This window comes from Bacteroides sp. (assembly GCA_036351255.1).
Taxonomy (GTDB): domain Bacteria; phylum Bacteroidota; class Bacteroidia; order Bacteroidales; family UBA7960; genus UBA7960.
On sequence record JAZBOS010000077.1, the window covers coordinates 20,595 to 44,082 of the forward strand.

Annotated in this window: 18 protein-coding genes and 1 tRNA gene; 7 read left to right on the top strand and 12 right to left on the bottom strand. The window is 48.9% G+C overall.

All coding sequences use genetic code 11. From position 1 onward, the window contains the following. Positions 1–66: 66 nt before the first annotated feature. Positions 67–3,786, top strand: a complete 3,720-nt coding sequence (locus tag V2I46_06895; protein ID MEE4177221.1) for an ATP-binding protein — start codon at positions 67–69, stop codon at positions 3,784–3,786. 18 nt (positions 3,787–3,804) lie between these two features. Continuing rightward, the gene (locus tag V2I46_06900) at positions 3,805–4,119 is read left to right on the top strand and encodes a DUF6150 family protein (GenBank protein MEE4177222.1); all 315 of its coding nucleotides are present in this window, start codon (positions 3,805–3,807) and stop codon (positions 4,117–4,119) included. A gap of 4 nt (positions 4,120–4,123) precedes the next feature. Here the strand turns inward: V2I46_06900 and buk are convergent, their stop codons facing one another. The 3 genes from buk to V2I46_06915 form a co-directional block, all read right to left on the bottom strand. After that, a complete protein-coding gene (buk, locus tag V2I46_06905) occupies positions 4,124–5,200 on the bottom strand; it encodes a butyrate kinase (protein MEE4177223.1) in 1,077 nt (358 codons plus the stop codon). Between the two features lie 21 nt (positions 5,201–5,221). Beyond that, positions 5,222–6,118 carry a bifunctional enoyl-CoA hydratase/phosphate acetyltransferase gene (locus V2I46_06910; protein ID MEE4177224.1) on the bottom strand — a complete coding sequence of 299 codons (897 nt, stop codon included), beginning with the start codon at positions 6,116–6,118 and terminating at the stop codon, positions 5,222–5,224. Between the two features lie 490 nt (positions 6,119–6,608). After that, positions 6,609–7,034, bottom strand: coding sequence for an Hsp20/alpha crystallin family protein (locus V2I46_06915; GenBank protein ID MEE4177225.1), 426 nt, complete (start codon positions 7,032–7,034; stop codon positions 6,609–6,611). Positions 7,035–7,286: 252 nt separating this feature from the next. On the opposite strand from V2I46_06915, the gene V2I46_06920 reads away from it, so the two are divergent. Both V2I46_06920 and V2I46_06925 read left to right on the top strand, forming a co-directional pair. Next, a complete protein-coding gene (locus V2I46_06920; protein MEE4177226.1) occupies positions 7,287–8,378 on the top strand; it encodes a lysylphosphatidylglycerol synthase transmembrane domain-containing protein in 1,092 nt (363 codons plus the stop codon). Between the two features lie 65 nt (positions 8,379–8,443). Continuing rightward, on the top strand, positions 8,444–9,523 hold the full coding sequence (locus V2I46_06925; protein ID MEE4177227.1) for a phospholipase D-like domain-containing protein: 1,080 nt from the start codon (positions 8,444–8,446) through the stop codon (positions 9,521–9,523). Between the two features lie 16 nt (positions 9,524–9,539). Here the strand turns inward: V2I46_06925 and V2I46_06930 are convergent, their stop codons facing one another. After that, positions 9,540–10,052: an NlpC/P60 family protein gene (locus tag V2I46_06930; protein MEE4177228.1), complete on the bottom strand. Its 513-nt coding sequence runs from the start codon at positions 10,050–10,052 to the stop codon at positions 9,540–9,542. Positions 10,053–10,237: 185 nt separating this feature from the next. Here V2I46_06930 and V2I46_06935 point away from each other — a divergent pair, with 185 nt between their 5' ends. After that, entirely contained in the window at positions 10,238–11,743 is a 1,506-nt protein-coding gene (locus V2I46_06935) for a glutamine synthetase family protein (protein ID MEE4177229.1), read from the top strand. 163 nt (positions 11,744–11,906) lie between these two features. Here V2I46_06935 and deoC read toward each other — a convergent pair whose 3' ends face one another. Beyond that, positions 11,907–12,761 carry a deoxyribose-phosphate aldolase gene (gene deoC, locus V2I46_06940; GenBank protein ID MEE4177230.1) on the bottom strand — a complete coding sequence of 285 codons (855 nt, stop codon included), beginning with the start codon at positions 12,759–12,761 and terminating at the stop codon, positions 11,907–11,909. A gap of 169 nt (positions 12,762–12,930) precedes the next feature. Between deoC and V2I46_06945 the strand changes: the two genes are divergently transcribed. Then, a tRNA-Arg gene (locus V2I46_06945) sits at positions 12,931–13,004 on the top strand. A 78-nt stretch (positions 13,005–13,082) separates the two neighbouring features. On the opposite strand, the gene V2I46_06950 is transcribed toward V2I46_06945, so the two are convergent. The 7 genes from V2I46_06950 to dut form a co-directional block, all read right to left on the bottom strand. Next, a complete protein-coding gene (locus V2I46_06950; GenBank protein MEE4177231.1) occupies positions 13,083–14,096 on the bottom strand; it encodes a DUF4837 family protein in 1,014 nt (337 codons plus the stop codon). A gap of 98 nt (positions 14,097–14,194) precedes the next feature. After that, complete coding sequence (locus tag V2I46_06955; GenBank protein MEE4177232.1) at positions 14,195–15,685, bottom strand: LysM peptidoglycan-binding domain-containing protein; 1,491 nt, start codon at positions 15,683–15,685, stop codon at positions 14,195–14,197. 181 nt (positions 15,686–15,866) lie between these two features. After that, complete coding sequence (locus V2I46_06960) at positions 15,867–16,031, bottom strand: twin-arginine translocase TatA/TatE family subunit (GenBank protein ID MEE4177233.1); 165 nt, start codon at positions 16,029–16,031, stop codon at positions 15,867–15,869. Positions 16,032–16,133: 102 nt separating this feature from the next. Then, positions 16,134–17,378 (bottom strand): peptidoglycan DD-metalloendopeptidase family protein, encoded by a 1,245-nt coding sequence (locus V2I46_06965; protein ID MEE4177234.1) that lies wholly within the window; start codon positions 17,376–17,378, stop codon positions 16,134–16,136. Positions 17,379–17,398: 20 nt separating this feature from the next. After that, on the bottom strand, positions 17,399–18,208 hold the full coding sequence (locus V2I46_06970; protein ID MEE4177235.1) for a DUF4292 domain-containing protein: 810 nt from the start codon (positions 18,206–18,208) through the stop codon (positions 17,399–17,401). Then, a complete protein-coding gene (locus V2I46_06975; protein ID MEE4177236.1) occupies positions 18,201–19,955 on the bottom strand; it encodes a tetratricopeptide repeat protein in 1,755 nt (584 codons plus the stop codon). The genes V2I46_06970 and V2I46_06975 overlap by 8 nt, the downstream gene beginning before the upstream one ends. 100 nt (positions 19,956–20,055) lie before the next feature. After that, entirely contained in the window at positions 20,056–20,490 is a 435-nt protein-coding gene (gene dut / locus V2I46_06980; protein MEE4177237.1) for a dUTP diphosphatase, read from the bottom strand. Between the two features lie 184 nt (positions 20,491–20,674). On the opposite strand from dut, the gene V2I46_06985 reads away from it, so the two are divergent. Then, the gene (locus tag V2I46_06985; protein MEE4177238.1) at positions 20,675–23,032 is read left to right on the top strand and encodes a M6 family metalloprotease domain-containing protein; all 2,358 of its coding nucleotides are present in this window, start codon (positions 20,675–20,677) and stop codon (positions 23,030–23,032) included. Positions 23,033–23,488 lie beyond the last annotated feature (456 nt).

Here is a 23,488-nt window from a genome sequence, read left to right on the forward strand (position 1 = left end):
CAATGCGTAAAAATTGTAAATTAGCAGGAACTAACCGCAGGCCCTGACTGCGGAAAACCCGTTTTCATGGAAAAATCCACCAACAGCATTGCCTTCAGGTTGCTGATATTTGCACTACTGGCTTTTTTGCTTTCAGAGGCAGCCTTTCATTACCGTGAAAAAAAGATTGATGCCCCGGAGGTAGCCCGTGAATTCCAGGAAGCCTTTCTGAAGAAAGAATCGACGATGGGTTCATCCCTCGACTGGTTGGCTTATATGCTTGGGAAACAAGAATGGAGCGACTTTTCGGAAAATACCCTGGTAACCCTGCTTGAGCCCCGCTACGAGCGCGAAGGTCTTGCCTACTTCATTTACAAGCCCGACTCATTGCTGTTCTGGTCGCACAATGGCGTGCCCATTGACGGTGCCTGGCGCGATCTTGGATCCAAAGGTCTGCTTCAGTTACAGAATGGCTGGTATTATTATCATACGCAAGCCCTGGATGACATTCAACTTGCAGTATTTGCCAAGATCAAATCCAATTACAAGTATGAAAACCGTTTCCTGGTCAATGATTTCCAGCCAGATCTTCCGGTTGCCGAAAACATATTCTTTGTTTCCGACAAACAGGAGGATGGTTTTCCCGTAGTGGATCAGGAGGGTGATTTTGTGCTTTCTTTGGTGCTCAGGCGCGAAAGCGGCCTGTATCAAACCCGGAATTGGCTTTGGGTGGCCTCTATTTTACTTGCAATGGCCGCCATATTACTTGTGGTTTATTTGCTTTACCGCTATTACAGCCGTGAATTCCGCCAGGGAAACCGCAGAATGGCCGTTATTGCTTTCCCTTCCTGGATGATTTTATTCAGGATGCTGCTTTTCATTACCGGCCTTCCCGGCGTTTTTAACCAGGGTGAATTGTTCTCACCGGCTCTCTACGCCACTTCTGTACTGATGCCCTCTTTGGGCGATTTGTTGTTGCACCTGCTGTTTTTCAACATCATTGCCTATTTTCTTTTTTCACATCTCCGGGAATTCAAAAAGACCATTTCGTCAACGAGTCTGGCATATGCCGCGGGTTTTTTTGTGGTGGCAGGCATAATGGTGCTCTGTTTTCTTGCTATTCAAATCATTAAAGGACTGGTCATTGACTCGAGGCTTAATCTGGATGTTAACTTTATGTTCAGCCTTGACATCTATAGCCTCATTGGTTTTCTTATCATTTGCGTTATTTTCTTTTCATTCTTTTTCCTTGGGATGGTGCTTTATCGCCTGTTGTCGCACCTGTTGAAGGAAAAAAAAGATTTCAGGCTGGTTCTTTTGGTTACCGTTTCCTTGTTCATGGCCATTGACCTTTGGCTGGGCGGTTTCAATCTCCTGATTTGGCTGCTCTTTGGTTCCGGAATTCTTGTATTTGAACTGGAACGCAGCCACCCCCTTTCCCGGATTGGGTTGACCCCGCTGGTCATTGCCCTCTTCCTTTTCAGTATCATTTCTACCTTTGCCCTTTATCGTTTCAATACCATTAAAGATCAGGAAAAGCGAAAGACCTTTGCCCTAAAACTTGCCTCTGAACAAGACCCTGTAGCCGAATACCTTTTCCTGGAAATTGAAGAAGCTCTTTATAACGACAACCAGCTCAAAAACCTGGTAATCAAAGATCCATACAATATCCCGGGGATTTACCAATACCTTCAGCACCACTACTTCTATGATTTCTGGGGGAAATATAATTTGCAGGTAACGGTTTGCGAGCCTGATGAGGTCATCCTCATTTTGCCAGGCAATTTCGATATGGTCTGTTCCCTGTATTTTGAGGATTACATTCGTTCGTTTGGGAAACCTACGATTAGCAGCAACTTTATTTACCTCGACAACAACACCGGCCGCAACAGCTACATTGCCATGATTCCGGTTCGTGGTTCAGAGACCGGAGCTTCACAAATCCTCTATCATATTTATCTTGAATTCGATGCAAAGTTTGTGGCGCGCGATATGGGCTTCCCCGAATTGCTGATCGATGATAAGGTCGATATTAACCGCGAGCTGGCCAATTATTCTTATGCCAATTATAGAGACGGGAGGTTCATCAACAAGTTCGGCCCTTATATTTACTCCAGCGACCTCTCGGTCTACGGCGAGTTTACCGGGCAATTCACTTTTTTCAATTTTGATGATTATCAACACCTGGTGTATAACAAGGAGGATGGCACCCAGGTCATCATCAGCCGGCCACGCCAGAGTTTCCTTGAGGGCATTGCACCCTTTTCCTATCTCTTCCTGATCTTTTTTGTCCTGATCCTGATATTTTCGCTCCTGGCCAGCCGCCGTGAATTGCTTGACTGGTTCCAGCTGAACTTCAAACGAAGGGTACAGGTGTTTATGATAGGTCTGGTCATCCTGTCGGTCATTACCATTGGCGGGGCCTCCACCTGGTTTATGGTAAAGATTTACCAGGATAAAAACCTTTCCATCATCAACGAGAAATCACACAGTGTGCTGGTAGAAATGGAGCACGATCTGTCTGCCGTGGAGGAACTGAATGAATTGTACGAATATTACCTCTCTGATATGCTGCTGAGGCTATATAACGTATTTTTTACCGACATTAACGTTTACAGTCCCGATGGTGCCCTTCTGGCTTCCAGCCGCCCCAGGGTGTTCGATGAGGGCCTTGTGGGTTCGCAGATGAATCCCATTGCCTTTGCACACTTGCAAACCCAGCAGAAGAGTCAATTTGTGCAGACCGAAAAAATCGGCAAGCTTGAATACCTTTCCGCTTATGTTCCCCTGCGCAATAACCAGCACAAGTTGCTGGCCTATATTAACCTGCCCTATTTTGCCAAGCAAAATGAACTTCGCAATGAGATCTCATACTTTATGCTGGCCTTTGTGAATATTAACCTGTTGCTGCTGTTGTTTGCCGTATTCCTTGCCTTGTTTATCTCCAATCATGTCACCCAGCCCCTTCAACTAATCCGCGACAGCATTTCGAAACTGCAACTGGGCAAGACCGATCATAAGATCCACTGGACCCGCAACGATGAGATAGGGCAGATGGTCAAGGAATACAACCGGATGATTGATGAACTGGCCGTCAGCGCCGAGCTGCTGGCCCGCAGTGAGCGCGAATCGGCCTGGCGCGAAATGGCCAAACAGGTGGCCCACGAGATCAAAAATCCGCTGACACCCATGCGCCTCAGTGTTCAGCATCTTGAAAAGGCCTGGAAAGAAAAGGTCCCCGACTGGGATCAGCGCCTGCAACGCTTTACCAAAACCATGGTTGAACAAATTGATAGCTTGTCGATCATTGCTGGCGAGTTCTCAGATTTTGCCAAGCTCCCTTCCGGTAAAAATGTGCCCATCAACCTGCACGACTTTGTACCCGAGGTGCTCGACTTTTACAATGATCTTGAAAAGGTAGATATTGATCTCCAACTACCCTCAAGTGGGGAGCCCCTTGTGGTTTTGGCGGATCGCAACCAGCTCCTTCGGGTGTTCAACAACTTGGTTCGCAATGCCATACAAGCCTATCCCAAAGGTGAAATGGCACGGATACAGATCATTTGCTCGGCACAAAAAGATTTCGTAAAATGTGAGGTCAGGGACTTTGGAAGCGGCATTCCCGATGAACTGAAACCCAGCATCTTCAGCCCCTATTTTACCACCAAGACCGGTGGCATGGGTCTGGGTCTTTCCATGGTGAAAAACATCATCGAAAACAACCAGGGGGAAGTCTCCTTTTATTCGGAAGAAGGAAACGGGACCACCTTTTTCTTCACGCTTCCCGTTTACAGATCCGGGCAATAAATCACGGGAGGATTTGTGATGAAAAATATTCTGTTGTTGTTGATGTTTTCCTTCATTTCCCTTGCAGCCAAGGCCCAGAAAGTCTATGTGACTGAGTGGAAGAGCGAAGCCACGCATAAGGTTTTTGTCACTGAATGGAAAAGTGAGGCCAATGTGCTGGCCTATATTACCGAATGGAAATCGGAAGCCCGGCCAAAATCGGGGATCTGGTATTATACCGAATGGAAAAGCGAGGGCGACATCATCGTTTATTTCACGGAATGGAAGAGTGAAGCCGACCTGATCGTCTATTTTACCCAGTGGAAATCAGAAGCGGAATGGAAAAAGGAATGACGGCTTAGACGTAGACCCGGGCCTCGATCTCCCCGTTTTGGACCATCAGTGCATTCATCGCCAGGGCGCGCATCTCATCCTCACCCGGATACACATAGATCGGGGCAATGTGCTTAACCCTTTCGGAAACTTTTTCTACAAAGGGTTTCCCATAGGCAATGCCCCCGGTAAGCAGAATCGCATCCACTTCGCCCTTCAGCACGGTTGACATCGCTCCAATCTCCTTGGCTACCTGGTAGGCCATGGCGTCCTGCATCAGCTGGGCTTTTTCATCCCCGGCCTTAGCGCGTTTTTCTACTTCATAGGCATCGTTGGTTTTCAGGTAAGCCACATATCCCCCCCGGCCGGTGATCATCTTTTGTACTTCTTCCAGGGTGTATTGACCACTGAAGCAAAGTTTTACCAGCGCCCCTACCGGAAGGGTGCCGCTGCGTTCTGGCGAAAAAGGGCCGTCACCATCCAGGGCTTGGTTGACGTCGATCACACGGCCCTTGTAATGGGCGCCTACGCTGATCCCTCCACCCAGGTGGGCAATGATCAGGTTCAGGTCTTCGTAATGCTTGGAAATGGATTTGGCATGCTGACGGGCAATCGCCTTCTGGTTCAGGGCATGGAATACGGAAACCCTCTCGAGCAGCGGATGCCCGGAAATGCGGGCGATGGGTTCCAGCTCGTCAACCACCACGGGGTCGGCGATATAAGATTTGGCCGAAGGCAGTGATTTCGCAATATCATGGGCGATCAGTCCGCCCAGGTTCGAAGCGTGCTGCCCCTGGACACCTGCTTTCAAATCGCGGATCAGTGCGTCATTGGTCTCATATACCCCTGAAGGAATAGGTTTCACAAGCCCTCCGCGCCCCACGACCAGTGAAATGTTGGAAATTTTGATCCCGGCAGCTTCCAGTTCCTTCAGGATAATATTTTTCCTGAATTCATACTGATCGGTAATGACAGTTGAAGCTGGCAACTCATCGCATGCATGGCGGATGTTTTTCAGGAAGATCTCCTTTGTGCCGCGAAATACGGCAATTTTGGTAGAGGTTGAGCCGGGGTTAATGGCCAGAATTAGGTCTTTGTCCATGGTTGGGTTGATTTATGCGTGTTAATGAACAGCCGCAGCCAGGGCAATGCTGTTGAGTTTTGTTTCGTCAGAGTCAGCTCTTGAGGTGAGCACGATGGGTGCAGATGCCCCCAGGATCACGGCTGCACACTGGGCACCCGCAAAGTAAATAAAGGCCTTGTAAAGCGCGTTGGCGGCATCAATGTTGTCGGCTACCAGCAGGTCGGCATCGCCCGCCACAGTGCTTTGTATGCCCTTGTGAGCAGCACTTTTTTTGCTGATAGCATTATCGAAAGCAAGGGGGCCGTCAATGATGCAGTTTTTGATTTGTCCGCGATCGGCCATCTTTGTCAGGATGCTGGCATCCAGGGTGCTCTTCATATCAGGATTAACAGTCTCTACAGCACTGAGAGCAGCCACTTTGGGCTGATTGATCCCAAGCTTGCGCATATAATTCACCGCATTTTTTATCAGCGATATTTTTCCGTTCAGGTCAGGGGCAATGTTCATGGCGGCATCGGTGAGGCCAAGAATCTTATGATAGGCGGGCAGTTCAAACAACGCCAGATGCGAAATGTGTTCCCCAGTCCTGAGCCCCCATTCCTTGTTCAGTAAAGCCCTCAGCAAACTTGCTGTGGACAGGTTGCCTTTCATCAGGATATCAGCCTGCTTCTCACGCACCATTTTCACCGCAATGGCCGCTGCCTTTTCATTGTCGGCTTCATTCACGATTTGAAAACCGACCAGGTCAAAGCCTTCTTTTTGTACAATGGATTCGATCTTTGCCTGGTCACCCACTAGGATGCCTTCGACGATCCCATTTTGAGCGGCTATAACCACGGCCTCCAGTGCGTTTTCGTCGTGCGCGGCTGCCAGAACCAGGCGTTTTTTTGTATGGGCACGCGCCATGTCGTGTAATTCAGCAATCGATTTCAGCATAGGATGGTGTTTTTGGGATTGATTTTGACAGCGCTCCAAAATTAGCAAAAACTTTTTACTGGACAGGCATTGATCCCTGCAATGATGCGCAAAAGCAATAAGAATGTCAGGATTCATCTCAAACCCTGAAAATGCCGTAAACCATCCCTTTTCAAGCCGAGAGAATGTCAGCCGGGTTTTTAATACACCCCGTGAACTATATGAAAAGACATTATCTTTAAATTTAAACCGTATCATAAACGGGTCGTAAACGTTTTAAAACGTTTATTACCCGTTTATGATACGTCTAAAAGTATCCTTTAAGCGAACCTTAATTACACCCTGGAAAGACTTGCTTTTTCCTTCCTTAAAAGAAATGTAGCAGATAAGTAAACCGCGCCCCCGGTCTTTTGCAGATTATCGGCGGGCGATTTCTTTTCCGGAAAGGAATTACAAAAAAGGGCTGCTTCATTCACTTGAAGCAGCCCCGCATGAAGATATATTTTGGGGTTTAGGAAATTTCAATGCTGCGGCTCAGCTTGGCTTTTTCCGGATTTAACTTGGGAACGCTGACATACAGGATGCCCTGCTCGTAGCGCGCGCTGATGTTTTCGGCATCGGTGGTTTTGGGAATGGAAAAGGATCGGGTGAAACTATCCATGCCAAATTCGCGGCGCAGATAATGATCTTCTTCTTTTTCTTCTTCCTTCTGCTCGTAAGAGACCGAAAGTAAGTTGTTTTCAACGCTTAGCCTGAAATCTTCCTTTTTCATACCCGGAGCAGCCAGCTGAATTTCAAACTGCTTTTCGTCCTCCAGGATGTTGGTGGCCGGAACGCAACCACAGTTTTTTTCAAAACCGGTTGAAAAATTCCGTTCCATCATTTCGTCTAACATGTTTGATAACATGGGGCGGTTGTTCCATCTGATAATTGTCATGGGTTGGTTCTCCTTATTTTTGGTTTATACTTTTCTAAAACGAATTGTTTTTCTCCCGTATTCAAATTCCGTTCCGTTTCAATTTTTGATGAAAAACAGGCAAAAACCCGGTCAAAATGGCGCAGGTTAACAAGTATAATTAAAAAAGAATGCCACAATGGCGTTTTTGTGTATTGTGATTACCCCTTTAAACTTTTGCGCTTTTGCGGGGTTTACTGTTTAACTTTGCCTGATTGCGCCAGCCACTACCCAATGGATAAACAACATAAAAAAATTCTCGATTTTTTTCATTTCCGTCGCATCCTTATTCCGATCGCGCTGGGCTTGGGGGTTGCCGGCTATCTGCTTTGGCGCAATTTTGATGTTTCAGCCTTCCGGGAAGTAAACTGGAACCCGCAATCTTACGCTTATATTGCACTGGCGCTGCTGATGATGGTAGTGCGCGATGCAGCTTATATGTTCAGGCTCCGGGTGCTTACCGATGGCCAGTTGTCGTGGCGGCAGAGTTTTGAAGTGATTATGCTCTGGGAGTTTGCTTCGGCCGTTACACCTTCCATTATCGGGGGTTCGGCCATCGCCTTGTTTATCATTCGCCGTGAAGGGGTCAGCATGGGCCGCACCACGGCCATTGTGCTTGTGACCGCCATGCTCGACGAGTTGTTTTACATCCTGATGGTTCCCACCATTATGGTGTTGGTGGGAATGAAGGATTTGTTTACTTCAGGTGGGGAATATGTTTTCATGAATACCCGCTTTGGCACCCAGGGGGTTTTTGCCATTGGGTATCTGTTTATCCTGGTGCTGACCACCATCATTCTGTACGGAGTTTTCATCAATCCCAGGGGTACGAAATGGTTGCTGCTGTATATTTTCCGTCTGCCCTTCCTGCGCCGCTGGCGTCCGGCTGCTGGTGAGACGGGCAATGAGATTATCATTACCTCGCGTGAAATGAAGGGCAAACCAGCCGGTTTCTGGCTGAAGGCCTTTGGCGCCACTCTTTTTTCCTGGACGGCTCGTTTCCTGGTGGTCAATATGCTTATTCTGGCTTTTGTGGGGCAAGGCGATCAGTTGCTCATTTACGGTCGTCAGCTAATTATGTGGGTCATCCTGCTGATTAGTCCCACCCCTGGCGGCAGCGGGGTGGCTGAAATCGTTTTCAGTGGTTTCCTGGGCGATTTTATCCCGTCGGGCCTGATTGCTGCCATGGGCCTTATGTGGCGCATCATCAGCTATTATCCCTATCTTTTTATCGGTGCAATCATTTTGCCCACTTGGCTCAAGCGGGTTTATTCGCATAAACACCAGACAACGGCTAAGCTTGAAGCTGAATCCTCCCCCGAATAATCTATTCCACACGTTTTATGGTCCAAATTTGATATATTTGAGGCACCATTCTTTCGTGTTAAGGTATGAGTGCAGCTGCCAATGATATCCAGATCAAACTGATCGCTGACCCCCTGCAGTATTTTACTGCCATGCTGAACGATATAGAGGCAGCTACTCAGTATGTCTGGCTTGAGATTTACCGGTTTCGAAGTGACCCTGTTGGTGTTAGGTTTCGCGACAAGCTGTTAAAAAAGCGGCGCGAAGGAGTTAAGGTACGCATCCTGATCGATTCGTGGGCGGCCTCATCAAACCAGGCTTTCTTTCAGGAGTTGATCGATGCAGGGGCCGAGGTGAAGTTCTTTAAGAAGGTGCGCCTGAGCTGGGATGGCTTTACCAAAGGCCATCGCAGGAATCACCGCAAGGTACTTGTCATCGACGACTGCATAACCTATATTGGCTCGGCCAACATTACTGGTTATTCTTTCAACTGGCGCGAGTCGATGTTTCGCATCAAAGGGCCCATCGCCACACGTTTCAAAAAAATAATCCAGGACAGTTTCCGGATTTACAACAAATTTTTTTACGATAAGCAAGCCTTTACCAAGATCATTAAGTATGGTAATTTTGAGATCATCCGTGATGTACCCTCATTGGGTCAGCAGCCCGTGAAGAAGAAATTCCTGGAACTTATCAACAATGCCAGGCGCGAGATCACCATCGAGACCCCTTATTTCCTGCCCGGGAGCAGCTTGCGCAAGGCTTTAATGGATGCCGCCAACCGGGGCATCAAAGTCAACGTGATCATCCCTAAAAAATCGGATGTAGGAACCCTTGACCTGTTGACTTCCAAATACCTGGGCGAGCTGGCCCAGCAAGGGGTGAAGTTCTTTTTTTATTTGCCTCAAAACCTCCATGCCAAGCTATTCCTTGCCGACCGCGAGAATTTTGTGATCGGCTCTTCCAATTTTGATTACCGAAGTTTTCGTTATATGCACGAAATTTGCCTGGCCGGCCAGCATAAAAGCCTGGTGCGGCAAATGGTGAGTCATTTTAATGAGACACTGAAAGATTCTGAACCTTTCAATTATGATTTCTGGATGCGGCGCCCCATTATGCAGCAGTTCTTCGAGTGGTTGCTGGTGCCTTTTCGTCACATGTTTTGATATTCCTTCATGGAAATTAATTCACCCGGCCCGCGTGGGCAAATGTCCGGCGGTAATAGGGTTCATTGAGGTCGCTGACAATGACCCCACGCGATGAGGAGGCGTGGATAAATTTGTTGGTGCTTAGGTAAATGCCGACATGAGAAATTTTGCGCCCTCCAGAGGTGCGAAAAAACACCAGGTCGCCTTCCTGCAACCTGACTTTGCTGACCGTGCGTGCCTTTGATGCCATTTCGGCGCTGGAGCGGGGGAGACTGACTTGGTATACGGTGCGAAACACTTCCATAACAAATCCTGAGCAGTCGGCACCTTCGCGGGTTGTTCCGGCATAGCGGTGGGGGGTACCCAGCCAGGAACTGACTTCACGAATTAACACAGGGTCTTCGTAGCCACCCAGGGAATAACCCAGTTTTTCCGAATAGGTCCGGTAAAAGTCGTGGTCAGCTTCAATGGCAGAGGCGGGGGTTACCTCACGCTGGCTGCGGCAGCCGGCAAGCAGGAGAGTAAACAGCAGAAAGAAAAAAAACAAGCCCTGCGTTTTTGCGGAGCGCGTTTTTATCGGGTAAAATATACCGGTGGCTTTCATTAAAACAAAAATAATAATAAAATCGGGCATTTGAGTCGAAAAAAGGCTGGTGGCACAACCATCTGTCTTCCTTTTTTTCATTAATTTGGCCGAAAATATTAACCATCATACCATTAACCAATATTTTTATGAACGAAGATCAATATATTTTAAATCCCAATCCCCTGGTTAGGCATTTGCGTAAACTTCCCCATGAGTTTTCCAAGGAAGACATCATCCAATATATTGTGGATAATGGAATAGAGATGCTAAATTTTCGTTATGTGGGAGGCGATGGACGATTGAAGGCGCTGAATTTTGTGATTCAGAGTCGCCAACATTTGGAAGGAATCCTGTCGGCAGGCGAACGCGTGGATGGCAGCAGTTTGTTTTCGTTTTTGGAAGCCGGTTCGAGCGATCTTTATGTGGTTCCCCGTTTTAAGACCGCATTTCTGAATCCTTTTTCTGAAATTCCAACCATCGATATCCTGTGTTCTTATTTTGACAAGGATGGCAACCCGCTTGCCAGCGCGCCCGAAAATATTATGCGTAAAGCCCATCAAGCCTTGCTTGAAAAGACCGGTTTCAGCCTTGAGGTAATGGGCGAGATAGAATATTATGTGATCAGCGAGCACGATCCCTTGTTTAAGGCCACTGACCAGAAAGGTTATCACGAATCATCACCCTTTGTCAAGTGGGAGCAGCTTCGCACAGATGCCCTGGTAGCCCTTGCCCAGACAGGTGCCCAGATCAAATACGGGCATTCGGAAGTAGGCAATTTTTCGGATGATGAGCATGAGTACGAACAGAATGAGATCGAATTCCTGCCCACCAATATTGAAGATGCTGCCGATCAGTTGATCATCGCCAAGTGGATCCTGCGGCAGGTTGCTTACCGTTATGGAGTCACGGTTAGCTTTGCCCCGAAGATCACCGCAGGGAAGGCTGGCAGCGGAATGCACATCCACATGCGCCCCATGAAGGATGGAAAAAACGTGACACTAGACAAAGGAAAGATCAGTGAAGCGGCACGCAAGGTCATTGCAGGCATCCTTGACCTGGCCCCCTCATTGTCGGCTTTTGGCAATACCATCCCTACGTCTTATTTTCGCCTGGTGCCTCACCAGGAAGCCCCGACCAATGTTTGCTGGGGCGAGCGTAACCGCTCCACGCTGATCCGGGTTCCCCTGGGATGGTCGGGTGCCAGCGATATGGTAAAAACCGCCAATCCCCTTGAGCCAAAACACCCAGGAGATTACAGCGACAAACAGACCTTCGAATTTCGTTGCCCCGATGGCTCTGCCGATATTTACCTGTTGATCGCAGGCTTGTGTGTGGGGGCACGACATGGATTTGAAATGCCCGATGCCCTTGCTTTTGCTGAAAAGACCTATGTGGATGTCAATATCTTTGACGATAAACATAAACACCGTACCGATGAACTGGCCCAGCTTCCGGTTTCCTGTGTGCAGGCTGCCCAGTATCTGCGCAAGCAAGCAGATATCTATCTGCGGCATGAGGTGTTTACCCCCAGCCTGCTGGAAGGCACCGCTAAGCGTCTCGAAGCCTTTAAGGATGAAAACCTGCGCGAAAAAATAAGCTGCAACCGTGAGGAAACCATGAAGCTGGTTCGCCGGCATTTGCATTGTGGCTGATGCTTTGCAGCCTTAAGTAAACAGAAACGATTGGAGACAGGGGGCATAGAGAAAAAAGAACCCTCTGATACAGCGTAAATGAAAGTGCTAATTCTGGGATTACTTAAAAAGAAAAAAGTGGGCAGGGACTGGTAAAACCCCTGCCCGCTTTTTATTGTTTGGTTCAATCCAAGTTTTTCACTGCTTCCACCAGCGAATCTGCAAGCCGGCTGGCACCAAACCGGAACCAGTCCTTGTTCATCCATTCCGAGCCCAGGATCTGGTCGGTAAGGGCGTAATATTTTAGTGCAGTTTCGGGATTAGAGATGCCACCGGCGGGTTTAATGCCTACCATTTTGCCAGTCTGATCATAATGGTCCCTGATGGCTTCAAGCATTACCAGCATGGCCTCGGGCGTAGCTGCGGGTTGCATTTTGCCAGTAGAGGTCTTCAGAAAGTGGGCACCTGCCTGCAGGGCGATCTCGCTGGCACGGCGTATGTTGGTGGCGGTCACCAGTTCTCCGGTTTCCAGTATCACTTTCAGGTGAGCATCTCCGCAAGCCTCGCGAATCGCTGCGATCTCATCGAACACCAAGGTATATTCCCCTTCAAGGAATTTTCCCCGCGAGATGACCATATCGATCTCATCGGCCCCTTCTTCCACAGCGTATTTCACCTCAGCAATTTTCAGGTGCAGGGGCGATTGCCCGGCGGGGAAAGCGCCAGCCACCGACGCCACCCGGATGCGTGAGCCTTCAAGGGCTTTGCGTGCTGCCCGGATCAGAGTGGGGTAGACGCATATGGCAGCTACCATAGGCAAACCATAGCCCAGGCTATCGAAGGAACGGCCCTTTTCACACAGACGAGTCACCTTCTCGCTGGTGTCGGCCCCTTCCAGGGTGGTCAGGTCTATCATTCCCAGCATGGAGGCGTAAGCTTTTCTTAAAGGATAATGATCCAGGTTGTTGTTCATGATGGTGTTGACCTGGCTTTGGATAGCCTCATCTGAAAGGACAGGCGTTTGGGTAAAATCGATCATGGCTGGATTTGTTTTAATGAGTAAAGATAAGTCAAAACAAGCATTCAAAAAAACCTTAACGAAAAACCGGGATTTAGGATTGCTTTGAGATTTTATAAAGCGTCCCCCGGGGACATACAAAATTTGAAACGCAATAAACCAATATTGCTTATCTTTGCATTTGCAAAAGGGCTCCGTAGTTCAATTGGATAGAATAGCAGATTCCGGTTCTGTCGGTTGGGGGTTCGAGTCCCTCCGGAGTCACTGAAACGTAAAAACCCACCTGCAAATAGCACTTTGTTCAGGTGGTTTTTCCTATTAATAAAATCGCATGACGCAGTTTTACGATTCTACAGGGGCTTCCTTTTCTTCTTTCTCAGTGAATTTCAGGCTGTAAATCATTGCTTCAAGTTGGCGCAGATAGTCGCGCTTTTCAAAGTCGGGGGCATACACAAAACCATCAAGGATGATCAAGCGGTTGTTGGCTTCATCGACCAGGGTATAATTGATAAAGGGTCCGCCCATAAAGTCATTTTCCATGCGCCAGAGGCTGCGGGCCTCCATGGCATAATAACCGTTGAAATTCACCGCCCTGAATTCCGGCGTCAACTTGGGATAGGTGGTCATATAGGTACCTTCGAACTGCCCGGGAATGTATAAATACGTCAGCGAGTCACGGCGCATTTGAATGGTTTCGTGCGCAAAATCAACGGCAGGGTCCTTATATTCCAGGGTGGCGATCAGCAGGCCCATATCCAGGTCTTCGCGGGTACCGGTGCGTCGGATCCAAAGGAAGTTCTCGCCTTCTTTGGCTACATAGAATCCCTCGGGAATGGCCATTTCATAACCGAACATATCGCGGACGGCATTTCTTGCTTCATAATTGGGGGTGCGGTTGAAGGCATTGACGATACGCTCGTATTCTGCGGCAATATAATGGTCGATGAAGGTCCTTGCATTGGCTTCAAGAACCCTTCGGAAGATAGAGTCGTTGGGTGCCTGAACCCGGATGACGACCTGTGGGTATGACCACACATTTTTTGAAATTTCGAGCCGGGCTTTAGGGATGGTATCGTTTATGGTGGCCATGAAGATGTGACGATGTGTTTCAAACATTTTTACGAAGCTCTCTTCCTGTATTTGCACTAAGTCAAACATGTGTTCCTCCGTAAGGACCATTGGTACCTGTGCCTGAAAAACTTCCCGAATGGCTTCACCGGCATGTCCTTCAAATTGCCGGTTATTCATCACCACCAGCAATTCGGCGGCCCTCCCGGTAGCTGAGGGTTGTTGCGGGCGTTCGGTGCTGCAGGCTGCAAATAGTACGATCAGGGTTAAAAACAGGAGTTTCTTCATGATTGGGATGTTTAGGGTGAAAAAAACAAAAGACCCCTGCGGAGGGTCTTCAAAAATAGCAAAAAAAATACCAAAATCTTGATTTTGCGAATATAACATCAACCCGTTTCGGAGACTTCTTCGTTGCTGGCCGAACGTCTCCCTTCAGGGGGCCTTACGATAAGTTGTTGACCAATCCGAATGTTACTGTTGTTTAGTTTGTTCCATTCCATCAGGTTGCTGACCGACACGCGGTAGCGGCTGGCAATGATGCCAAGGGTTTCGCCCCGTTTCACCACGTGAACATTGGCACTGGAAGGTGTGGTAACGGGCCGGTCGGCAGGGGCCCGTACGATGAGGCGCTGACCCGGACGAATCAGGGTGCCCCGCATATTGTTGAGGCGTTGTATTTCCCTTACGCTGGTGCCATAGCGTCGCGCAATGCTGCCAAGCACTTCACCTGAGCGAACGACATGAAAGGTGGTTTCTTTCATTTGGGCAGCCAGTTCTTCCTGGCGGATCTCTTCGGGTGAGCGGTAGTTGTATATGCTTTCTTCATTGGCCAGGAACAGGGTGCCCTGCTCCTTCGGAAGAATCAGCACATAAGGATTTTCGGGTTGATTTGGAATCAGGTTCTTTCGGTATGTGGGGTTGAGATAACGCAAGTTTTCAAAGGGGATGTCGAGCAATTCACTCAGGGTGCGCAGGCTCAATTGCTGGCGCACGTGGATGGTGTCAACGTCGAGAAAGGAATAAACCGGGGGCACGGCATACAGGTTGTGTTCATCGGCGTGTTCCATGACATAGGTTACGGCAATGAATGCCGGCACATAGTTTCTTGTTTCGCGCGGCAGAAAAGGGCCTATCTTCCAGAAATCCTTAATCCCGCCGGCGCGGCGGATGGCTCGATTCACATTGCCGGGGCCTGCATTGTAGGCTGCAATCACCAGCGACCAGTCTTCGTAAATTTTATACAGATCACGGAAGTGTTCGCAGGCAGCAATGGTGGCCTTCAACACATCACTCCGCTCGTCCACATAGTTATTCACTTGCAGTCCATAGAGGCGGCCGGTATGATACATAAACTGCCAGGGGCCGGTGGCGCCTGCACGCGAGCGGGCGGTGGGGTTTAATGCCGATTCAATGACGGCAAGGTACTTGAGTTCGAGAGGCAAATTGAAGCGGTCGAGTTGTTCCTCAAAAATGGGAAAATACAGCTGCGAAAGCCCCAGCATATGTTCCGTCTGGTTACGACGGCGCAAGGCATAGAGGTCGATATAAGCCTTTACGCTGGCATTGTAAACGAATTCGAAGGGCGAATTGTCGTTCATCCGACTAATCCGCGCCTGGTAAATGGAATCGGAAAAAGTGGGGATAAAATCCGGCGGGAAATTGTGACGATGCATTCCGGTATCGCGCCGGTTTTCCAAATTCTGGAAGATCTTGATGGCAGAAAGGCTGTCAAGCATGGCAGATATGGGGTCATCTGGGGCGATGACAATAACCGAAGACGTATCTGGTTCTTCAGTCTCCGGTTCGTTTTGCTGTGCCTGCAGGCTAAACGGGAGTAACAGAGAGATCAGAGGTAACAGGAAATATTTTGTGGTCATTTATTGATTGGGGAATGATGGTTAATTTTGAAAGAGCACCTCCTGAAAAAGGGAGGGGGTCATACAAGAAACTGTGCAATAATAAAAAAAATTGCTCAAAAGATGAAAAAACAAACAGTCAGGATTCTTGCGGTTTTAACCCGTTTGAACCTGATTAACATCCCAAGGGAGCCCGTTCGGGTTATTCAGTCGGCTTGTTGTTGTTTTTCTCTGGCTCATCTTTTTGGGCATCCTTAAATTCCTTCATGCCCTTGCCCAGTCCGCGCATTAATTCAGGGATCTTGCGTCCGCCAAAGATCAGCACGATTGCCAGTACGATCAGCAATATTTCCTGGGTGCCCAGCATGCCAATCACGAATAAGTTTTCCATGTGATAAAGTTTTTGCTTCTTTTGCTTACAAATCTATAAAAAAAGCGGGCATCCCTGCCCGATGTGTAAAATAATCTGTTACCGCTGACGGGCGATCCAGTCGGCAGGGTTTAGCTTGTCGTTACCGCGCCAGATCTCGAGGTGCATCTGGGTTTTCCCTTCACGGCTGTCGGTAGCTATCGTGCCGATCTCCTGTCGGATGTTCACCTTATCGCCACTTTTCACCGAAACGTGGCTCAGGTTGGAATAAACGGACAGGTATTCCCCATGGCGCATGATCACGGCATAAAAAGCTCCCGGAACGGTAATTACCCGGCTAACCGTGCCTTCAAAAATGGCCCTGGCCGTGGCTCCGGGAACTGATGCAATGTCGATGCCATTGTTCACGATCTTGATATTCCGGAGTACAGGATGGGGATGTTCCCCGAAGGTGCTTGTGATGACGCCTCTTTCAACGGGCCAGGGTAATTTGCCCTTGTTTCCGGCAAAATTATTCGAAAGCAACTGCTCTTCAGGGGTCAGGGCATAGGTTCCGGGTGTCACCGTACGACCTTCCGCCCTTGCCTGTTCCTGTGAGCGACGGCGTTCCTCGGCAATGATACGTTCAATGTTGCGTTGCAACTCCTGTCGTGCACGCTCCTGTTCACGCAGGCGCTGCATCAAATCTTTTTCCTTTTGGCGAAGCTGGTTGATGGTTTGGTTCTGTTCGTTTTTTTCCAGGCTCAGTTCCTGCATGGTTTTCTGTTGCTCTTCACGCAGGCGTTCCTGTTCCTTTTTTTGTTCTTCCAGTCGGTCGATTTCCTCCTGCAGGCTTTCCTGGGTTTTAACAATCTTTTCGGCCTGCAGCTGGCGGTGTTTTGCATATTCCTGCAGGTATCGCAGGCGCATGTATGCCTGGTTGAAGTTTCTGGAGGAAAACAAAAAGGCTACCCGCTGGTAGTTACTGCGGGTCAAATAGGCGTAACGCACCATGTTGGCATACGACTCGCGCAATTCTTTCAGTTCACGGGTTAAGGTTTCAATGGTATTGTTTTGTTCGATGATGCGGCGGTTGATTTGGCTGATCTCGTTGTTAATAGCCCGAATAAGGCTTTCACGCCGGGTAATTTGCGTGTTTAGCATCACCAGTTGGTTCATGCTAACCTCGGCGGTTTTTTTTGTTTCCTGCAACATTTCGTTGATCAGGCGAATCTCTCGCTCAATGTTCTGCTTGTCGCGTTCCAGGGCTTCCCGGTTCTGGCCTTTTGAAATAGCCGGTATCAGCAACAGGCACAAGGCAAGCAATATGCTTGCGGACTTCCTGATTGGGATTATGTATTTCAACCGTAACGTCATATGCTGTTTTAAAAGTCTACGGGTGTATACCTGGAGGGAATGGAGAACGAGAACTCCTGGGGCTGATTCAGGGTCGTTCGGTTCAGGCGGATGGAAAGTTTTGACTGGCCTTTGGGTTCAATAAACGATATGGCCAAGTCGTTGGGAAGCCATTGCCCCTCCATATTTTCATAATGGTTGTAATCTGCCTCAATGCTTCGCTGGGTTTCAGGATCAATAACGATGGACTTGCGAACCCTGTAATTCACAGGCTCCATCCAAATGCCATGCTCAATCCGGGGTGCGTCCCTTTCATTTATCCGCCTGCGTCCGGACGAATGCAGGTAGATCATACTTCTGTCGTCAGTAACGTTGAAGTTGTCGGCAGAAAAATGTTCAAAATCATTTCCTGTCAGGATGGCCTGCAGCATATAAAAGTCGAGGTCGGTACCGAGCATTTTGTTGATAAATCGCATATCGCCAATAAAATAATTCGATTGCATGCGGTTTATGTATTTAACCGTATCGGGGGTAATCAGCACCCTGGCCAACTCAATACCCAGGAAAGGAGCCACCGAAAGAAAGATGGCCTGGTCTTTCTGGATTCTGAGGCTTCCGGAAACGCTGTAGTTTTTTCCTTCCCACAGGGCGTCTCCCGAAAAGCGTGCCGAGTAGAACTCAAAATCAGCCTGGTTGGCGTGAAGGGTTCTTAAAGCCCTTTCGGGTGAGCGCAAGAGGTCGTCAGCAACAGGGATGATGTCGCGCCGCGGCTTGCAGCCATGGATGCCTGCCAGCAGCAGCACCAGGATCAGGAGCTTTGGAATCAGACGTTTATTCATGGAGTTTAAGGTCTTTGATTTTCTCTGGAAGCAGCTCCGAGGTGTCACCGGCGTCCAGGGCTTTTTGCCAGTACTCGAGGGCCTGTTCAGTTTGTCCGAGCCTGAAAAGCACATCGCCATAATGCTCAAGTACCGTGCCACTGGTTTCTTCAGCATCCTGAACAGCCATGCCTATCCATTCGGCGGCTTCCTGGTAGCGCCCCAACTGATACAAAACCCAGCCCAGGGTGTCCTGATAAGAAGAGGTGCCAGGCTGCAGGCGGTTGGCCTCAGAAGCCATGGCTTCGGCATCCGTAAGGCGGGCCTTGCGAAGGCTGAGATGGTAGGCGTAATTATTCAGAACCGTGGCGTTGTTGGGTTCCAGCTCCAGCGCTTTCTCATAACTCCTGTCACTGCGCTCAAAGTCCCCTAGGTAATAATACGTGTCGCCGAGCATGGAATAGAACTGAATGCTCAATTCTTCATCGTTCTGGACAATGCCGGCGCCATATTCAAGCGATGAGGCAGCATCCTTGTAATTTTTCAACTGCAAATTTGCCAAGCCGTTAAACAAAAAGGGGAGGGGCTGTTCAAAAAAGTATTCCAGGGTTTGGTTTGAATGTTCAAGTAAAGCTTCATAGTCGCCCATCTGGTTGTCGAGTACCATGATTTGCTGCCATACATTGAGGTTGGAAGGGTCGCGCAGAGCGCCTTCCAGGAATTTGTCGCGGGCTTCTTCCAGGCGTTCCTCACGGGCAAGGAAATCACCATAAATAAGGTATGGCTCAGTTTCTTCTGGATGCAGCTCAATGAGGATCTCGCATAACTCCAGGGCTTGATCCAGGTAATCGGGGTTTTCTCCCGAGAGGTTGTAAAAGGTATACATGATACGGCCCTTGTTCTCGGTATCAAGACGGGGGCTGCGGAAAGCCTTTTTCAATGACTCGAAGGCATTTTCTGGCTCGCCTTTCTCCTGGAAGTAGTCCGCCATCATCAGGTGGCCCATGGGGTTTTCCGGGTCCGAGGCAACTATTTCTTCAAACATGCCCCTAGCTTCCTCCAGCCGTCCCGTTTGCATATACAGGTCACTAAGCATCTCGGCAAACATGGGCTCATCGGGAAAGAGCTCCACCAGCCTTTCCCCTTCGGTAACGGCTTCCTCCATTCGCCCCAAATCCATAAGCAACTTTTGTTTCTGGAGTGATACCTCCTCGGTGTAACCTGTAATCTCTTCAATGCGGTTATAGACCGCTATGGCATCATCATGACGTTCGGCATACAGGTAGGTATTGGCCAGGCTCATCAGATAATCTACCCGCTCGGGATATTTATCGGTAAGTTTCTGGTAGATGGCAAGCGACTCCTCCACTTGGTTTGAAAGGGTATAGATATCGGCCAATACCGTAAGGTAATAGGGGTTATCAGGGTCGATCTCTGCTGCCTGTTTGGCAAACTTCAGGGCATCTTCAAATTCTCCCTGCATGGCATGGGCCTTGGCCAGTTCAAAATAAGCGGCATCATTGCCAGGGTCTTTTTCGATGGCATCCAGAAAAAGCACAATGGCTTGTGGCCAGTTGCCCAGAATCTTCTGACGGGTAGCCTCTATCAGAATGGCAGAGCTTTCGAGCTTGTCGGTTTCCGTGATCATCTGCCGCTCCAAATAAGCACCCGAAGACTCAACAGGTGCCTTGGCCGTTTTACAGGCAGAAAACCCAATTACACCAACGATGACGAAAAGGATTATGTTTCGGAAACGGAATGATTTCATTCAGATTGGATTAGTAAGTTTAAGCCGGTATACAGGCCGGGGACCTTGTTTTATTGAAATAAAACGCCGAACACCCACATTGATTGCAGTCAGGGACTATTTATTTGGTGCCCGTGTGCCCGAATCCGCCACTCCCCCTAAGAGTCTCATTGAGTTTTTCCACCCTTACCAGTTCAGCCCTTTCGTGGCGCGCAATGATCATTTGGGCAATGCGGTCACCGGGATGGATGGTGTAATCTTCACCGGAAAGGTTGACCATAATGACCTTGATCTCGCCCCTGTAATCGGCATCAATGGTTCCGGGAGTGTTAAGCACCGTGATGCCGTGTTTGGCAGCCAGTCCGCTACGTGGACGCACCTGTGCCTCATGGCCGGTCGGCAGTTCGATAAACAAACCTGTAGGCACCAGGGCACGTGCAAGGGGCTTCAGCACCAGGGGTTCCTTCAGCCAGGCTCGCAGGTCCATACCCGCCGAGAAGGCCGTTTCATAGGCCGGTAAAGGATTATCAGAGGTGTTGACGATTCTAATTTCCATTTTGTTTGAGAATAACAGGCTGTAAATTCTTATCTTCGCTGCAAAATTAATCAAAAGCTTGGTTTTCCTTTCTTAAGGAACCATAAATGTGAATTGGCCGGCTAATTTACCAGGACATAAAAAACACTGCTAAACCATTTACCCATTATTTTTGTTAAACATCAGTAAATCAATCATCCTTACAATGAGTAAAAAGCATTTTCAGGCAGCCCTTCTTTTGTTGCTGTTTTTTCTTTTGCCTCTCCGGCTCTTTGCAGCCTATCAGGAGAATGTTCCTCAGCGGGTCGTACAGCCCGATGGCTCTGTCCTTGAGTTGCTGGCCAGTGGCGACGAGTTCTTCAACTATCTGCACGATGATCAGGGCTATACCGTTATTTCTGGCAAAGACGGCTTTTATTACTATGCCATTAAGGTAAACGACCAGATCGTGGCCTCAGACCTCAGGGTAGGACAGCACGATCCGCGCAGCCTGGGTTTGCAAAAAAGGTTATTCATCAGTCCGGATGCTTACCGCAAGAAAGTGGAGGACTACTACAGCCAGGTGGATCCGGCTGCCAAGGCGCCCCACACTGGCAGTATGGTGAACCTGGTCATTTATATCCGTTTTTCTGATGAAGAAGAGTTTACCACCCCGCGCAGTACCTTTGACAACTATTTCAACCAGGCTGAAGGGCCCTCCCTCAGGCATTACTTCCAGGAAGTTTCCTATGGTCAGCTCGACATTGAAAGCCACCATTTTCCCGTATCGGAAATGACGGTCAACCTGTCCTACCAGGCTACCCAGCCCCGTGCGTATTATCAGCCTGCCAGCGAAACCAACACCATTGGCTATGACCCTGACATTCCTACCTCAAATGGCTCAAACCCTAACGGGCGCACCTATCGCGAGCATTCATTGCTGGTTGCGGCCGTGCTGAACCTGACGGAACAGATTCCTACCACCCTGAACCTCGATGGCGATGGTGACGGCCGTGTAGATAACGTTTCCTTTATCCTTAAGGGCCAGCAGGACGGATGGAACGACCTGCTGTGGGCACACCGCTGGTCGCTTTGGTCTCAGGTTGTTAACATCAGGGGTAAGCGGGTGTATGATTATACCTTTCAACCCCAGACCCAAAGCAGCGTCAATGTCTTGTGTCACGAAATGTTTCATGCCCTGGGCGCCCCCGATCTTTACCACTATAGCGACAATGGCTTTACCCCGGTTGGACCATGGGATCTGATGCATTCGGGGTTTGTCCATATGGGTGCTTATATGAAATGGAAATATGCCGGACAGCAATGGATCAGCGACATTCCCACCATCAGCGACCCCGGCACCTATACACTCAACCCCCTGCTGGTGCAGGAAAACAATGCCTATCGTATCAACAGCATCAACTCCGATAACGAATTCTTTATCGTGGAGTACCGTAAGCGAAGCGGGCATTACGAAACCAATATCCCGGGCGAAGGGCTGCTGGTTTATCGTATCAATCCCGAGGCCGGCAACGGAAATGCCAGCGGACCCCCCGATGAAATTTACCTTTATCGTCTCGATGGTAGCGTCACCTCCAACGGCAATATTTTCCAGGCCTATTTCAGCGAGGAAAGCGGACGGACAGAATTTTCGGATGATACCAACCCCTCTTCTTTTCTCTCAGGCAATCTGCCTGCAGACATTTACATTTCTAATATTTCATCAGCCGGGGAAACCATTTCCTTCGATCTGATGCCTGCCTTCGATGATGTGTTTCCGCCCAACAACCTGATCGCGCTGGTAAATGAGGATAATGCCGTAGAACTTAACTGGGAACTTCCCGATCCGCCTGCCGGGGAGGGAGACCCCATACTGCTTGGGTTTCATGTGTATCGCAAGGGGTTGATTCACGACACCGTTGTTGATCCGGAAATCTTTTCCTACCTGGATGAGACAGCCCCAGCCGGCACAGTGACCTATTACGTGAGGGCCTTTTATGAGGGCGACCTGGTGTCGGCTCCTACCAACGTGGCCAGCGTCAACGTACCGTCTTACCTGATGGTTGACGGGGAGACCACCTATGACGTGGGCAACAATTCCGGCAATCAGAAGGTGGCCATTCGGTCGAACCTTAGCCAGTGGAGTGTCAATGCATCCCAGGGTTGGGTTGATCCTTACCCTGGCGTGGGCTCCTACAGCCGCAACATTTACCTCTATTATGATTCCAATCCCTCGGGTACGCCACGTCAAACCAGTATTTCTATAAGCGGAAGTGGTTTCTCGGAGATCATTACCCTGCGCCAGGGTTACAGTGTTTCTGTGGATGATCAGGATACCCCAGGTTTCCGCATTTTTCCCAATCCCAGCCAGAGCGGTTACCTGATGCTGCAGATGGGCCAGGCCTCCGGAAAAGCACAACTGCGCCTTTATGACCTGACAGGCCGGCAGATGATTGACCAGGCGCTTGATGCCCAGCCCGGGCAAACAGTGCGGATCAGCACTGAAGGCTTGCCAGCAGGCTTATACCTCGTGGAGGTCTTTAGTCACGAAGGGGTTTTCCGTGAGAAGGTAATCCTGAGGTAAGCCCTAAGAACTGCCTTAAAAAGGAATTTTAAATAGTCTTTCAATTGATTTCGGGTCTCTGATGAATAATCGGGGACCCGCATTTTTTTCAGGTGGAGCACCAAACCCTGCCCGCTTTGGATTTCCCCAGACCCTTTCAATCAAATCTGAAATAAATGACTGAAAGCAGAGTAAGGAACATCAAGGAAAGAGCATTAACAAATACTCGTCCTTTCGCTACTGTTAAATCTGAAGTAACCAAATTGTTTTCCGCTAAAATTTAGTATATTTGAGATAGGGTTCAGGTCCCGTTTGGGATGCTGACCCTTCCGGCACGGCCTTTATCGGCTGTTTCGGTCCGGTAGTTTATAGTCTGGGCCTGTGGCAGGGAATCGTTACAGGAATTATCCTGAAACCATCAGGCCCGGCATTTTATGCAAGTAAAAATCGGATCAATGAAAACTACAGAACCTAAAA